This window comes from Nonomuraea maheshkhaliensis (assembly GCF_039529435.1).
Lineage (GTDB): Bacteria > Actinomycetota > Actinomycetes > Streptosporangiales > Streptosporangiaceae > Nonomuraea > Nonomuraea maheshkhaliensis.
Map to the genome: position 1 here is coordinate 49,820 of NZ_BAAAMU010000018.1, position 15,864 is coordinate 65,683.

Sequence of the window (15,864 nt, forward strand, 5' to 3'; positions counted from 1 at the left end):
GTATTCGCGCAGGGGACCCGACCAGCTGGTCGATGTCCGAGACCGTCTGCCTGGCCAGCTCCTCGATCGCCTCCAGGGCTCGTACGTCCCCGTCCTGGCGCAGCCGGGCGGCGCCCGCGCGCACGGCGATCAGGCTGATCGTGTGGCCGGCCGAATCGTGCAGGTCGCGGGCGATCCGGGCACGTTCTTCGGCGACGGCGAGCCGCCGCTCCCGTTCGGCCTCCCGCACCGCCCGCCGGCGTTCGGCCTCGGCCTCCCGCACCGCGCGCAGCCGTTCCTCCTCGGCCTGGCGTTCGGCGTCCGCGGCACGCTGCCGCAGCTCGGCGAGCTGCTGGCGGCGCCGCCGCTGCCCGCGCCTCCCGCCTCACCGTCCGAGAGGTGCTCGCCTACCTGTGAGTCGGGATATATATGCAGGTCAGAGGGGTTGGGGAGACTTCCATGACCTTGGTCGGGGCATAACGCCCGCGGCCGGGAAGCGCCGGCCGTGCATCGGGGGATGGGGGCAGGGCATGGTTGTGATCGATGGAGCGCCCGCCGGGGTGCGGGAGGACACGGCGGCGCGGGTGGCCCGCAGGACCGAGCAGCGCCGGCGGCAGATCGCCCTGCTCGCCGAGCCGGGCGGGATCGCCCGGGCAGATGAGCCGGTACGGGTGGCCACCCGCATCGATCGGCTCAGCCACCACTACCGTGACATCCACCCGATCGATCCCGCCGCCCTCACCGCCGCGGACCCGGCCGCCGTGACCGCGGCGGTGGCGGTGCTGGAGCGGATCATCCAGACCAACGACCTGCTTCCGGTCGGCTATCTCGAAGGCGGGGCGGCGGCGGCGCGAGCGGTCGGGCGGGTGGTCGTGCGCGACGAGCGCGGGCGGCTGGACGGGTACGGCACCGGATCGCTGGTCTGCCCGGAGCTGCTGCTCACCAACCACCACGTGCTGGGCGATGCCGGCACGGCGGGTCGCAGCAGCATCGAGTTCGACTACCAGGACGGTGTCGACGGCAGCCCACGGCCGCTGCAGGCATTCCCGCTGGATCCCGGCCGGTTCTTCTTCGCCGACCGGGAGCTGGACTTCGCGCTGGTGGCGGTGAAGGCCGCCCCGGGAGAGCTGGCCAGGTTCGGGTTCAACCGGCTGGTGGCTCCCGAGGGCAAGGCCATCGTCGGCGACTTCGTCACGATCATTCAGCATCCGGGCGGGGAGAAGAAGCAGGTCGCGCTGCGGGAGAACCGGATCGTGGACGTCCTGGAGTCGTTCCTGCACTACCAGACCGACACCGAGCCCGGCTCCTCCGGCTCGCCGGTCTTCAACGACCAGTGGGAGCTCGTGGCCCTGCACCACGCCGCCGTTCCCGCGCCCGAGCACGACGAGTTCGGCGGGTTCATCAACGAAGGGGTGCGCATCAGCCGCCTGCTGGACGTCCTGCGCCGCCAGCCGTTCCCGCCGGAGCAGCGGGCCCTGCTCGACCGGTTGCTCGCCGAACGCATGCCCCTCCCGTCGGCTCCGCCCGCTTCGACCGCTCCGTCGGCTCCGCCCGCTTCGACCAACGGCTCGATGAACGGCTCGCTCAGCCGGCCGGCCGAGCCGGCGCTGGGGCAGGCGCCGCTGACGCTCACCTTGACCGCCCCCGTCACCGTTCACCTCGCCGGGCCGATCGCCGTGGACGGCCCGTCCATGGCGGTGCCGGAGGCGATCCAGATAGATCCGGACTATTCCGGTCGTCGCGGTTACGACCCGGACTTCCTGCCGGGCGGGCACCGGGTCGCGCTGCCCACGCTGCCCCCCGATCTCCTCTCGCTGGCGGCAGTCAGCCGGCAGCCCGGAGACGGGCAGTCGCACGTGCTGAACTACCACCACTTCAGCGTGGTGATGAACCGGCAGCGGCGGCTGGCCTTCTTCACGGCGGTCAACATCGACGGCCCGACCAGCCTGCGCATCCGCCGCGACCCCGACCGCTGGATCTTCGACCCGCGCCTGCCCGACAGCCAGCAGACCGGCGAGGACGTCTACCGCGACAACCCCCTCGACCGGGGCCACCTGGTCCGCCGCCTGGACCCCGCGTGGGGAGCCAGCCTCGCGGTCGCCAAGTCCGGCAACGACGACACCTTCCACTTCACCAACTGCACTCCGCAGCACAAGGACTTCAACCAGAACCAGACCACCTGGGCCGGACTGGAGGACTACATCCTTGACAACGCCGACAACCGCGACCTGAAGGTCAGCGTCTTCACCGGTCCGGTCCTGGCGGCCGACGACGACCCGTATCGAGGCGTCCAGCTGCCCCGCCAGTACTGGAAGATTGTGGTGATGGTCAAACACGACGGCGGGTTGTCGGCCACCGGCTACCTGCTCAGCCAGGACCACCTCATCGACGGCCTGGAAGCCGTTCCCGGGGAGTTCTCCTACGGCGCCTACAAGACCTACCAGGTCCCGATCCGGCGCATCGAAGATCTCACCCGGCTGTCCTTCGGCACCCTCGCCGACGCCGACCCCTTGGCCCGCATGGAAGTGGCCACCACAGCCAGGGAGATCACCCACCTGCGCCAACTCACCCTCTGAACGGGACGGCACCGGAAAGCATCCGGAGCCCGCGGCCCGACGCAGCCCGCGTCCTGGTCGGGTCTGTTCAGTTCACTGGACAGACCCGACTTCGTCGCTGCCGGGGCCATCCAGATGAGGGTGTTCTCATGTACGGCTCACCATGGTCCAATCACCGCAGGTCAGGATGGGCGTAGCCGAGAGATGAGGGGTGTGCGGTGGTGAGCGGATTGCGGTGGGTGCTGCCTCTGGCCGCAGTCGCTCTCGTTGTCGCCGGCGGTCCGACGTCCGCCGGCCGGCCGGCTTCTCAGCCGATGCCTGTGGCCGACGTCCTGTTCGTCGCGGCGGATGACGATGACGATGACGACGGTGAGGGAGGGGGCGACGATGACCGCGATGACAACGCGCTACGGGCTCGGCCCGGTCGGGATCGACCCTCCGGCCGGTCTCGTACCAGTACGGGCAGGAACCCGCGGGATGGTGAAAAGGCGCCGAGCAAGTCCACTACGGACGAGGCCGCAGGGCCGGCCCCGGGGGAGCATAGGTCGGAGGCGTTTCAGCCCGCCGGTAAGGACGACGGAAGTCCGAAGTCAGACGGGAGCTCGAAGTCAGGTGAAGGCGAACGGGACAGCTACTCCGGCCACACCTCCAGAGGCCGGGGCGACTCGGCGACCGACCCTCGGCTGCCGGGCCTTGTCGCGCTGACAGCCATCGCCGGCACGGCCGGCCTCATGGCCGCGATGTACTGGCTGATGCCCAAACTCATTCCACACGGTCCTTCTCCGCCCACCGAACCCGTACGCGATCAGCCCGCCACGCCCGTAAGCGATCACGACGCGGCCACATCGGAGCCTGTGGGGCGACCTCCCACGGCGCCGGTGACGGTCACATTCAGCCGAGACGCGAGGTCCGCGGCGGGACGGCGCTGGAGGCGACCACGACGAAGGCGATGACAAACCCGACGATGCGTCCCCGCTGGTCGCCTGCACCATCTGTGATCAGGAGGATGCGTTATGGGCAGAGGCAATCGCGTTGCTGTCCTGTCGCAGTGCGCGGGCCAGGGTGCTGATGCTCTCACCACGTCCGACACCGACTCCGGCACCCTCGCGGAGATCAGAACCGGCCACCTGCTCAAGCATGCTCCGCGACACCGGCTAACCGCACGAGCACGCTCCGCGCGACGAACTGTTCGACACCGTACGGGCCGCCGCGTACGGCCGTGGCGTGCTGTCCCCGGAGATCGCCGCCCGGTTCGTCTCCCCGGGTGTGCTCGCCGACGACGACACGATGAGCAGCCGCGTGCGCGACATGTTGCGCCTGGTCGCCAAGGGTTTCTCCAATCGGGAGATCGCCGAGTCGCTGTCCAGCTCGGGAGGTCGCCGCGGTGCTGTTCAACAGGGGAGATCGCTGAGTCGCTGTTCAGCGCGGGTAATCACGGTGCTGCTGTTCATCAGCGGGCCACCGTCGAGAGAGCCGTCTCACTCACATGCCCGGCAAGCTTGGCGCCAAGGATCGCGCGGCCGCTCGCCATCGGCTGCGACCGGGCATCCTCGGCTGAGGATCGTGGGGCGGGCTGCTTCTGCTGCTGAGGCGTCCGGGGTGGCGAACGAAACAGCGGGGGAGAGCAGCGCGATAGCCAAGAGGAGGTGGGCATGGAGCTGGAGATGCTGGCCGGGTACGTGGTGGGCTACTTGGTGCAGAAGTTCGGTCGGGTGTTCCGGCGGGCCGATGAGGAAGTGGATCTGGCCATCGACGCCGGGATGGACCGGTTGCACGAGGTCGTGGCCGAGCGGCTGGGGAACGAGCCCGCCTTGACGCAGCTCGCGGAGGAGACGGAAGACGGGCGGGAGAGCCCGCGGACACGGCAGCGGCTGCAGCTGGCGCTGGAGGAGGCGGCGGAGAACGATCCGGCGTTCGCCGCCGAACTGGAACGTCTGGTCGGTGAACTGCGACCGTCCGGAGGAGCGCAGGCCGGTGATCATGGACTGGCGGCCGGTGGCTCCATCAGGATCGAAGCGGCGCACGGCGGCGTCGCGGCAGGAGTGATCCACGGGTCGGTGTACACGGGAGGCCAGGCGGCGACGGGAGGCCAGGCGGCGACGGCAGGTCCGGGGACGACGGGAAACCAGGTGTCCACCGGGGGCCCGGTGTTTGCGGAGGAGTCGGTGTCCTCAGGAAACCCTCCCCGGCCGGGGCCGTTCGACACCTGACCGGTCCCGGGGTTGTCCAGGCCGATCGCGGCGGGATCGCGATCGGGACGCTGTACCAGGAGCGGCCGGCGGCTCCGGCGCGTCCCGTACGGCTGATGCCCCGGCCGCTGCGGCTGGCCGGGCGTGAGACGTTGCTGGCCGGGATCGAGCAGCGGTTCCGTGCGGCGGGCACGCTGCCCGCGGTGGTGGTGCTGCACGGTCTGGGCGGGGTGGGCAAGACGAGCACGGCGCTGGAGTACGCGTATCGGCACCAGAGCGGTTACCGCCTGGTGTGGCAGTTCGCGGCGGAGGACGAGGTCGTGCTGTCGAACGGCCTGTCGGAACTGGCGCTGCTCCTGGGGGTACGCGGTATGGTCGACGGCGCCGATCCGGCTGCCCAGGTGCATGCCGCCCTGGCCGTCCACCCCGGGCCGTGGCTGCTCGTCCTGGACAACGTCACCGATCCCGGGGCGATCCGCCGGGTGCTGCCTCCCGCCGGGCACGGGCACGTGCTGATCACCAGCCGGTACGCCCACTGGCCACCCACGCTGGGCATCGAGGTGCACACGCTCGGACCCGAGGTCGCCGCCGACTTCCTGCGGACCAGGACCGGGGACGACGACCCCGGCTCCTCCGCCGAGGTGGCCAGGGAACTGGGACTGCTGCCGCTCGCTCTGGAGCAGGCGGCGGCGTACACCCTCGAAACCGGACGAACACTGAGGGAGTACCTGGCCCTGCTACGCCGGCGTCGCACCGAGTTGCTGAGCAGGGGTCGCCCCTGGGAGTACGACCAGCCGGTCTCCGCGACCTGGACGCTGGCCCTGGACCGCCTGGCCGGCCGCAACCCCGAGGCCATCGCGATGCTGCGCTTCTTCGCCTGCCTCGCCCCCGACGACATCCCGCTGCGCCTGCTGCTCCCGGCCGCCTCGCCCACGGCGCAGGCACGGACCCTGCTGGGATCGCTGCTCGACGACGACGCGGCGGTGGACGACGCCGTACGGGCGCTGCGGGCATTCTCCCTGATCCGGCCCGTCGGAGACGGGAGCATGTCCGTGCACCGGCTGGTCCGGCTGGTGGTCCTGGACCATGTGGCAGAGCAGCGGGAATGGCGCGCCGCCGCGGCGGGGGTGCTGGCCGCGGCGGTCCCCGAGGTGCCCGAGCACCGCAAGGACTGGCCGGCCTTCGCCCGGCTGCTGCCGCACGTCGCCGCCGCGCTCGACCCCTTCGAGCCCGCCTTCCGCCGCGTCGCCGAGTTCCTGGCCTGGAGCGGTGACTATCCCACCTCCCGCCTGCTGCACGAACGGGTGCTGGCCACCCGTCTGGAGCGCCTCGGCCCCGACCACCCGGACACCCTGTGGTCGATGGACGACGTCGCCTTCGTGATCGGACTGGCCGGAGACTTCCAGACCGCCCGCGAGCAGTACGCCGACGTCCTGGAAGGGCGCAAACGCGTGCTGGGCGTGACACACGAGGACACCCTGACCGCCTGGGACCGCCTGGCGTTCTGGACCGGCAAGTCCGGCGATGCCGCGGCCGCCCGCGACCTGTGCGCCGAACTCCTCCCCCTCCGCGAGCGCGTGTCCGGCCCCGAACACCCCGAAACCCTCCAGACCATCAGCAACCTGGCCTGGCAGACCGGCGAGGCAGGCGACGCCGAAGCTGCCCGCGACCGGCTGGCCACCCTCATCCCGGTCGCGGTCCGCGTCTACGGCGCGGACCGCCACGACACCCTCACCATCCGCGCCAACCACGCCCACTGGTGCGGCCGGGCCGGCGACCCGGCCGTCGCCCGCGACCTGCTGACCGCCGTCGCCCGCGATCGCGACCGGGTCTCGGGCCCCGAGCACCCGGAGACCCTCATCGTCCGCGCCGCACTGGCCCGCTGGACCGGCGCGGCCGGCGATCCGGAGAGGGCCTGCGAGCTGTATGAGGAACTGATTCCGGTACGTGTCCGCGTCCAGGGCCGCGACCATCCTGACGTGCGCAAGGACCTCGCCAGACTCACCCACTTCAGATCCCGGTCCGGCCGCTGAAAGGAGTCCGCGCGGTTGCGGGGAGTAATCGCGCGAGATGGCCGTTCGCAAACGTGCTTGCGATCTCGGCCCGGGTCCCCGGACCGCTGTTCGTGCGGCTCCTTCGGAGGACGTCGGATATAGTTGATCACGCGTCGGCGATCTCCCAGCCCGACGCTTTTTCATGTTCACCGAACCTGCTCAGCAGCGCGCTCGCGGCACCCTCTTCCACGCCATGATCGCGGATCCACGCGGCGACCCATTGTTGCCGCTGGCGATGCTCCGAGAACGCTACCCCGACCTCCACGCGCGCCACATCCACGTGGGCCGGTGCCGCTCAGCCCCTTCCAGGAACCGCTGTCACCTCCGACGCGGAATCGGCCCGGTTCGGCGGACAGCTGATCTCCGGAGGACCATCCGGTACCCACCGTAAGGGCTACCGGTCCGCTTCACCTGCGGGCGGCCCCTACGTGCGTGACCAGCGTTGGTTGGCGGCGCCTGTGCAGGTCCAGATTTGCAGTCTGGTGCCGTTGGCCGTGGCGTTGCCCGCTACGTCCAGGCACTTGTTCGCGCCGACCGCGGTGATGCTGCCGTCCGTGTTGAAGCGCCATTTCTGGTTGCTCTGGCCGTTGCAGTCCCAGATGATGACGCCGGTGCCGTCGGCGGTGCCGGCGTTGTCGACGTCCAGGCACTTGGTGCCGTAGACGCGCAGTTCACCGGCGGCCGTGCTCGTCCATTGCTGGTTGGTCTGCTGGTGGCAGTCCCAGATGACCACCTGGGTGCCGTTGGCCTGGGAGGCGCCGGTCACGTCGAGGCACCGGCCGGAGCCGGCGCCCTGGAGGCGGGTGGCGGACGGGGCGGGGGTGCCGCCGCTGACCCGGTACACAGCGGTGCCGTGTGCGGGGACGCTCGCCGAGATGGCGCCGGTCGTCGTGGTGACGGCGTTCGTCCAGGCGTCACGGAGCGTGAACGGGCCGCCGGTCAGGCCGATGGCGGAGGCGGTGGTGCTGATCGTGGTGGTGCTGCCGCCCTGGTTGAACAGGGCGACCGCGACGTCGCCGTTGTTCAGCCGTTTAGCCAGGACGCGGCGGGTGCCGTCATTGCTGACCTGGGTGGCCTGCAGACCGAGCGGGTCCTGGTTGATGGCGACGAGGTTCGCGTTCTTGAGGATCGCCGAAGTGGCGTTGTCCATGTTGCGGACGTCGTTGCCGGCGATGAGCGGGGCGGCCATGACGGCCCAGAGGGCGAAGTGACTGCGCATCTCGGTGTCGTTCATGCCGCCCCGGCCGACGACCATCATGTCGGGGTCGTTGAACTGCCCCGGCCGGGCGCGGCCGGCGAGCGGGACGTTGACATTGACGATGTTCTGGATGCCCATCGGGTACCCGTTGGTCTGCCCTGTGTTCCAGGCGTTGGTGATGTCCTCGGTCGTGCGCCAGATGTTGGCGACGTCGCCCCAGTCGCGCTGCGGGCCGGTCTTCTCGTGGATGCTGTTGGGGTTGATGCTGTAGAGGATCGGCCGGCCGGTGGCGGCCAGCGCGTCGCGCATCTTCGCGAAGGTGCGCACCTGGTCGTCGATGGTGCCGGTGGGGGAACACCAGTCGTACTTGAGGTAGTCGACGCCCCAGGCGGCGAACTGCCGGGCGTCCTGGACCTCGTGGCCGAGACTGCCGGTCGCGCCCGGGTAGGAGCCGAAGTACTGGGCACAGGTCCGGTCCAGCGGCGCCTGGTAGAGGCCGAACTTCAGGTTCCTGGCGTGCAGGTAGTCGCCGAGCGCCTTCATGCCGCTCGGGAACCGGGACAGGTTGGCTTGGAGGTTTCCGGATGAGTCGCGGTTGGGGTCGAACCAGCAGTCGTCGACCACGACGTACTGGTAGCCCAGGTCGCGCATGCCGGAGCCGACGATCGCGTCGGCCGTCTGCTTGATCAGCGTCTCGCTGATGTTGCACCCAAAGGTGTTCCAGGTGTTCCAGCCCATCGGCGGTGTGCGGCCCACGCCGTTCTCCAGCGCCTGCGCCGGCAGGGACGGGCCGACCGCGACGGCCGCTGCCGTCAGGGTCAGCATCGTGGTCAGGGCGAGGGAGAAGCGCGTTCGTCTCCTGCTGGTCATCGATGTCTCTCCTCAGTGGGGGGCGTGGGTCCCGGACACGGCTGAAGCTCCCAGACGCCGTGTCCAGGACCCGGTTCGCTGAAGGACCAGGGCGGAACGGGTCAGGCCGTCATCGTTGCAGCGTCAGCAGGCCCGGCCGGTAGGGCAGCAGGCCGTAGTCGCCGCCGGAGCTGGGGCTGCGGCCCTGGTAGAGGAGCTGCAGGTTGCAGGGGTCGACGGTGAAGGTCTGGTCGGCGCTGGTCCGGATGAGCTCGCCGTGGCTGATGTCGTTGGTCCAGGTGGCGCCGCTGTTGGCCTTGCCGGCGAAGGGGTTCGACTCGGTGGCGGCCTGCGGCGTCCAGGAGCCGTTCAGGCTGGTGGCGGTGAACGAGCGGAAGTAGCGACCCTGAGAACCGATCGCCTCGACGATCATCAGGTACTTGTTCAGGCCCTGGAGCTTGTAGACCTGGACGGCCTCGAACAGGTTGTTCGTGCTGTCACTCATGATCACGGTCGAGGTGCTGCCGAAACTGCCGGGGAAGTTCCCGATCGGCATGCTGGCACGGTAGATCTTGCCGTTGTCGCCGGCGAAGAACAGGTACATGTTCGTGCTGTCACCGATGACCGTCTGGTCGATGGGGCCCGTGCCGGAGCCGGAGATGCTGCCCGAGAAGAGCGTCTGCTGCGCCGACCAGCCGTTCGGGTTGGTGGGGTCGCTGGAGGTGCGGTACGAGAAGGCGGTGCCGCCCCACTGGTAGGCCAGCACCCAGATGTTCCGCGGCGCGAAGTAGAACAACGTGGGCGCGACCGTGGCGTTGGACATCGCGTTCTGGCTCGCCGAGGCCATCTCCGACCAGTTGCCGAACAGGCCGAAGTTCATCGAGCCCCACCGGGTGCCCGTGTCGTGGGTGGTGGCGTACACGAGATGGCGGCCGTTGTAGGGGGCGACGGTGAAGTCCTTGAGCGAGACCCAGCCCGACCGCGGGTTCGCCAGCACGCCGGTCGACGACCAGCGGTAGGAGGACGGAAGGTCGCACGTGCCGGGGTTTCCGGGGTCGCCGCCGCCGTCCACGCGGACGAGTTGCCATTGCTGGTTGGTGCCGCCCCAGTCGTCGTACTGGACGATGTTGGCGTTGTCGGTGGTGGCGGCGCCTTGGACTTCGAGGGCTTTGCCGCTGTGGCGGGAGATGAGTCTGACGTGGCCGTCGCTGCTGTCGGCGAGTCGCCATTGCTGGTTGGTGCCGTTGAGGTCGGCCCATTGGACGATGGCGCCGCCGTTGGCGGTGGAGAAGCCGGAGACGTCGAGGACCTTGCCGGAGTGGCGGGATTTGACGCGGTAGTAGCCGCCGCCGGAGTCGACGAACTGCCACTGCTGCTGGTTCTGGTTGTTGCGGCTCCATTGGGTGATGCGGGCGCCGTCGTTGGTGGCCAGGTTGTAGACGTCCAGCGCCTTGCCGCTGTTGCGGTTGACGAGCACGTACCAGGCGTTGGTGTCGACGGTGGCGGCGCCGGCGGGTTGCGTGGCGATGAGCAGGCTCGCCAGTAAGGCGGCCACCGCCGCCAGGACGGTCGGGAATCTGAATCTCACGGCTGTGCCTTTCGGTCAGGGAGTGGTGAGGTCGAAGCGGCGCACGGTGATCGCGCCGCCGAGGGACTGGGTGGCGTAGTTGAAGATCCCGAAGCGGTAGCCCATGAAGAACTGCCAGGCGTTGTTCAAGGTGAACGCCGGGCCGAGACTCACGAACGTGCTGCCGTCGGTGCTGTAGGAGAAGCGGGCCTGCCGGCCGGACCCCGGCCGGATGTCGGCGGTCGCCCGCAGCCAGATCCGGCCGCCCGAGACGGTCGCGCTCGCCGCCTCGGTGCCGGTGCCGGTGGTCTGCCACGAGCTGTTCATGGTCAGGCCGTTGGTCATGACGACCCGGTTGACGCCGTTGTCGCGTTTGACGCCGATCCAGGCCGACTGGTCGCGCAGCATGGCCAGCCCGGCGCGGTCGCCGTTGCCCATCTGGGTGTAGTCGAGCTCGATCGTGGCCGTGGACGACGGGCCCTGGATGCGGTGGGTCAGCGTGTTCCGGGCGTTGTAGAGGTCGCCGGTGACGGTCGCGGTCTGCAGGCGCAGGCCGTTACCCGTGGAGAAGCGGCTGGTGTCGGGGTTGTGGTTCCACTCCCAGCGATGGCCGAGACTGCCCGAGGTGAAGGTGTCGGGGCCGGTCATGGAGGCGACGGTGCGGCTGGTCTGGATGTTCGGCTTGGGGTAGGTGGCTCCCCAGCCGCCGTTGACGGTCTGGAGGGTGGGCCAGTCGCCGGTCCAGATGATCGGTGCGAGGGCGGGCACGCGGCCGCCTGGGTAGGCGTCCACGAACGACATGTAGTACCAGTCGCCGTTCTGCGTCTGGACGAGCCCGCCCTGGTGCGGGACGCCGCCGCCGGAGATGGGGCCGGGCAGGTTCAGCAGGACCTGGCGCATCTCGTACGGGCCCCACGGAGAGGTGGAGCGGAGCACGTACTGGCCGTTGGCGGGGCGGGTCAGCCAGATGTAGTAGTAGCCGTTCCGCTTGTAGAACCGGGCGCCCTCCAGGGTGCCGACGCTGCTCGGGGTCTGGAACACCTGCTGGGCCCGCACCTGGCCGAGCCCGTCGGCCGAGAGCTGGGCGACGCTGATGGTGCCGTTGCCGTAGGCGACGTACATGGTGTCGTCGTTGTCGATCAGCAGGCCGGCGTCGTAGTAGCAGTTGTTGATCTGCGAGCGCTTGGTCCAGGTGCCGTCCACGGCGGAGGCGGTGTAGACGTAGGTGCGGTTGAACTCGACGCAGCCGATCCAGTAGTACGTGCTGGTGCTGGGCCGGTAGTTCAGGGTCGAGGCCCAGATGCCCTTCACGTACGCCCGGCCGCCGTTGAGGTCGTACGCGCCCGACCCGAAGTCGAGCCTCGGCACCGAGTGGCCGGCGTACTCCCAGTCGACCAGGTTGTACGAGCGCAGGATCGGCGCGCCCGGCGAGTAGTGCATCGTGGAGGCCGAGTAGTAGTAGGCGTCGCCGACCCGGATGATGTCGCCGTCGGCGAAGTCCTGCCAGACGACCGGGTTGCTGAAGCCGCTGCTGCCGCCGCCGTCCACGCGGACGAGTTGCCATTGCTGGTTGGTGCCGCCCCAGTCGTCGTACTGGACGATGTTGGCGTTGTCGGTGGTGGCGGCGCCTTGGACTTCGAGGGCTTTGCCGCTGTGGCGGGAGATGAGTCTGACGTGGCCGTCGCTGCTGTCGGCGAGTCGCCATTGCTGGTTGGTGCCGTTGAGGTCGGCCCATTGGACGATGGCGCCGCCGTTGGCGGTGGAGAAGCCGGAGACGTCGAGGACCTTGCCGGAGTGGCGGGATTTGACGCGGTAGTAGCCGCCGCCGGAGTCGACGAACTGCCACTGCTGCTGGTTCTGGTTGTTACGGCTCCATTGGGTGATGCGGGCGCCGTCGTCGGTGGCCAGGTTGTAGACGTCCAGCGCCTTGCCGCTGTTGCGGTTGACGAGCACGTACCAGGCGTTGGTGTCGACCGTCGCGGCCGACGCCTGAGGCGGGAGGAACACCCCGACGAGGAGCAGGGACGACAGGATCGCGAGCAGGCGCCTCACAGGAACCTCCAGAGATTGGTGTTGGCCCCGTTGTCGTCGGCGAGCACGACCTGCGCGCCCTGCGCGGCGCCGGCCAGGCCGAGGACCCGGCCACCGTTGGCGCACTGGACGCGGAAGGCGGCGCCCGTCCCGTAGCGCAGCCGCCAGCGGTGGTCGGCGGTGCCGTTGTCGGCCCACTGCACGACGCGCGAGCCGCCGGCGGTGCCCATGTTCTCCACGCCCAGCACCTTCTGGCTGTGGGAGTTACGCAGCCGCAGGTAGCCGCCGGCGTCGGCGACCGCCGTCCACAGGTGGTCGGCGGTGCCGCTGTCGCCCCACTGGACGACGAGCGCGCCGTCGGCCGTGGACATGCCGGTGACGCCGAGCACCATGCCGGTGCCCACGTTCTGCAGGCGGCGCGCGCCGTTCGGCATGAAACGCCACTGGTTGTCCGGGCTGCCGTTGTCGGCATCCTGCACCACCTGGGCGCCGTTGGCCGTCGAGCCGCTCCGGACGCCGAGCAGCTTGCCGCTGTGCGCGTTGCGGATCTTGACGGAGCCGTCGCCGGCGTCGGTGACCGTCCAGCGGTGGTCGGCGGTGCCGGTGTCGCCCCACTGGAGCACACGGGCGTCGTCGGCCGTCGACATGTTCTCGACGCCGAGCACCTTGCCGCTGTGGGCGTTGCGGAAGCGCAGGGCGCCGCCGTCGACGACCGGGATCCAGTCGTGGTCGGCGGTGCCGTTGTCGGTCCACTGCAGGGCCGGGCCCCCGTCGGCGGTGGACATGCTCTCGATGCCGAGTACCAGGCCGCTGGCCGCGTTGAGCAGCCGGAAGCTCGCCGCGCCCGCGTCGGACCTGCCGCTCGTGTTCCAGTAGACGACGTAGTTGTGGTCGTGGGCGTTGTAGAACGGCTCCAGCCGCACCTGCGCCCCACCGGCCGTGGCCGTGAAGGTCAGGGCGGAGGCGCTGGTCCGGGAGATCGAGGAAGGGGTCAGGACGGGGGCCGCCGACAGGGCGGTGTCGCCGTAGTCGCCCGACAACACGAGCGGGCCGTAGGTGACGGCCTGCAGATCCGGATCGTCGTTGGCGGCCTTCATGACCACCCGCATGGGCAGCCGTACGGTCACGGTGTCACCCGCCGTCCACGACCGGGTGAGGTCGGCGTAGGTGCCCGGTGCCGTGGCGACGCTCTGCTGGACGCCGTTGACGCTGATCGTCGCGTCCCGCGTCCAGGCCGGGATGCGGACGCGCATCGACCACGACCCGCTCACGTTCCCGGTGACCCGCAGCGACGTGGTGTCACTCGCGGGATAGGAGGTCGTCTGGGTGATCGTGATGCCGCGATCGCTCCAGTCGAGCGTGGAGGGCACGAACAGGTTCACGAACAGGGTGGTGCCGTCGTGGAAGTAGATCGAGTCCATCAGCTTGGTGTTGGTCTCGATCCCGGTGCCCTGGCAGCACCAGAAGGAGTTGTAGTCCGTGCTCCAGGTGCCGCCGCCCCAGGCCGGGCCGACGCCGCGGCGCCCGCCGGGGTCGAGCGGGGTGAAGTAGGTGACGTGCCCGTGCGCGTCGGCCGGGCGCTGCTGGCCGAGGAGGTGGTTGAACAGGGCGTTCTCGTAGTAGTCGAAGTAGTCGGCCCGGCCGGGTGACAGCAGCCACAGCTCCCGGGTCAGCTTGAGCATGTTGTAGGTGTTGCACGCCTCGCCGGTGTCCCTGGTCAGATGGCCGGCGATCGCGTTCGGGGCGCGGAAGTGCTCGGCCCGGCTGTTGGAGCCGTTCGCGTACGTGTGCGCGCCGACGGTGATGGACCAGGCGTTGACGGCGATGTCCCGGTAGCGGGTCGTGCCCGTCGCCTTGTACTCGCGGGCCGCCCCGATCCATTTGGGCACCTGCGTGTTGGCGTGCAGGCCGTCGAGCCGGTCCTGGCCCGAGGCCAGCGGGTCGAACACGGCCGCGTGGTCGAACCGCCGGGCCGTGGCCAGCCAGCGGGAGTCGCCCGTCATCTGGTACAGGTCCGTCAGCACCGCGTTCATGCCGCCGAACTCGGTGCCGAGCATGGCCTGCGTCTGACCGGCACTCAGCCGGGACGTGCGGCCGTCCACCCACCCCGCCAGGGCCAGCAGCACGGTCCTGGCCCGGGTGTCGCCGATCAGCCGCCAGACGTCCAGCAGCCCGGCCATGGTCTTGTGGACGCAGTAGTACGGCACGTTGCCGTTGGTCAGCGTGCGGTTCTCCACGGCGGTGATGTCCGACTCGGGAAAGCCGGACAGGTAACCGCTGGTGAACCCGGCGGCGCCGTTGTTGGCCTGGCATTTCGCCAGCTCGGCCACCATGTGGACGGCCTTGTCCCGGCAGGTGGTGTCACCGAGCACCGCGTACGCCTGTGCCCACGCCGTCAGGAAGTGGCCCTGCATGTGGGAACGGAACGGGAAGGTGGGCGCGTCCCAGCCGCCGTTGGCCGCCGCGCCGCCGGTGGACAGCCGGTGGTTGGCGCGGAAGACGTACAGGAGCCGGTCGACGTCGACGAAGCGCAGGTAGCTCAGTGTGCGGTTCTGATTGTCCAGGAGGCGGCCGGAGGTCAGCCGGACCTGGCCGAGATCGAACTCGTAGGCCGACACACCGAGGTCTGATCTGGCCCAGGGGATCGCGGCCAGGGCGGGGGACATGCCGGTCAACTGGCCGGTGGCCGAGAGCGCTGCGGTCGCGCCCGCGGCCTGCAGAAGCCGGCGGCGGCTCAAGGACATGCGGACTCCTTGGCTTCCCAACGTAATGTTAGCGCTAACATTCCGAGTTGCAGGGGTACGGGGGCCTCCTCCGGTGAGGGCGCTGTGGCGGAGTACATCCGACGGTCCGGCCTGACGTCAACGAGGGGACGCCCCTGCCGACCCGGGCCGCGCCGCGGAACTCGCGGGAACGCCCGTCCTGCCTGGGGTTTCTCGTCTCCGGGGAGATCACGGCGCACCGCCCGTGCAAGTGAAAGTTTCACAGGAGTTACCGGTTGGCAAGAGATAAATTGCGACGGATTCTGCAGTTACGTTGCGGAGGAGTCGTGCCCGCATCGGCGGGGCCGCCCGGCCGGGTGGGCGTACGCGGTGGCCGGCGAGGCGGGTTGGGATCTTCCCGCTGGGCCGGTCCTGAACGCTGCCGCAGCACTCCTGACGTGGTGAAAAGCGTCTGCCGAGTGCGGGGTGCGATGCCGCGGAGCGCGTTCCGTGGCGCGGGCGGCGTGGGCCGGGGAGCGTTGGTGCGAACTCGATGATCTTAGTTAAGTTTCTGGCAGCGCCTGGTTGACGAGTCGCGTCAGAGGCCTTTACCGTCCTCCAGGAAGTCGGCCGCGACACCGTGCACCACCCGTCCAGAGCCCGCACGCCCGTCCAGAGCCCGCGCGCCCGTCCAGAGCCCGCGCGCCCGTCCAGAGCCCGCGCGCCCGTCCAGAGCCCGC

At 69.8% G+C, this 15,864-nt stretch carries 9 protein-coding genes; 3 read left to right on the forward strand and 6 right to left on the reverse strand.

The features are described from left to right. On the reverse strand, positions 1–262 hold a 262-nt coding region (locus ABFX54_RS14850), incomplete at its 3' end, for a histidine kinase (protein ID WP_346105142.1). 247 nt (positions 263–509) lie between these two features. On the opposite strand from ABFX54_RS14850, the gene ABFX54_RS14855 reads away from it, so the two are divergent. From ABFX54_RS14855 to ABFX54_RS14865, 3 genes are all read left to right on the forward strand, one after another. Continuing rightward, a complete protein-coding gene (locus ABFX54_RS14855; RefSeq protein WP_346105143.1) occupies positions 510–2,555 on the forward strand; it encodes a DNA/RNA non-specific endonuclease in 2,046 nt (681 codons plus the stop codon). A 1,631-nt stretch (positions 2,556–4,186) separates the two neighbouring features. Then, the gene (locus ABFX54_RS14860; protein WP_346105145.1) at positions 4,187–4,744 is read left to right on the forward strand and encodes a hypothetical protein; all 558 of its coding nucleotides are present in this window, start codon (positions 4,187–4,189) and stop codon (positions 4,742–4,744) included. A gap of 95 nt (positions 4,745–4,839) precedes the next feature. Continuing rightward, entirely contained in the window at positions 4,840–6,756 is a 1,917-nt protein-coding gene (locus tag ABFX54_RS14865; RefSeq protein ID WP_346105146.1) for a tetratricopeptide repeat protein, read from the forward strand. Positions 6,757–6,883: 127 nt separating this feature from the next. On the opposite strand, the gene ABFX54_RS14870 is transcribed toward ABFX54_RS14865, so the two are convergent. The 5 genes from ABFX54_RS14870 to ABFX54_RS14890 all read right to left on the reverse strand — a co-directional run bounded on the left by ABFX54_RS14870 (position 6,884) and on the right by ABFX54_RS14890 (position 15,166). Then, positions 6,884–7,042, reverse strand: coding sequence for a hypothetical protein (locus ABFX54_RS14870; protein WP_346105148.1), 159 nt, complete (start codon positions 7,040–7,042; stop codon positions 6,884–6,886). Between the two features lie 159 nt (positions 7,043–7,201). Beyond that, on the reverse strand, positions 7,202–8,845 hold the full coding sequence (locus ABFX54_RS14875) for a glycoside hydrolase family 27 protein (RefSeq protein WP_346105149.1): 1,644 nt from the start codon (positions 8,843–8,845) through the stop codon (positions 7,202–7,204). 109 nt (positions 8,846–8,954) lie between these two features. Continuing rightward, on the reverse strand, positions 8,955–10,412 hold the full coding sequence (locus ABFX54_RS14880) for a non-reducing end alpha-L-arabinofuranosidase family hydrolase (RefSeq protein WP_346105151.1): 1,458 nt from the start codon (positions 10,410–10,412) through the stop codon (positions 8,955–8,957). 15 nt (positions 10,413–10,427) lie between these two features. After that, the gene (locus tag ABFX54_RS14885; protein WP_346105152.1) at positions 10,428–12,443 is read right to left on the reverse strand and encodes an RICIN domain-containing protein; all 2,016 of its coding nucleotides are present in this window, start codon (positions 12,441–12,443) and stop codon (positions 10,428–10,430) included. Then, the gene (locus ABFX54_RS14890; RefSeq protein WP_346105154.1) at positions 12,440–15,166 is read right to left on the reverse strand and encodes a beta-L-arabinofuranosidase domain-containing protein; all 2,727 of its coding nucleotides are present in this window, start codon (positions 15,164–15,166) and stop codon (positions 12,440–12,442) included. Before ABFX54_RS14890 ends, ABFX54_RS14885 begins: the two co-directional genes overlap by 4 nt. Between the last annotated feature and the right edge of the window lie 698 nt (positions 15,167–15,864).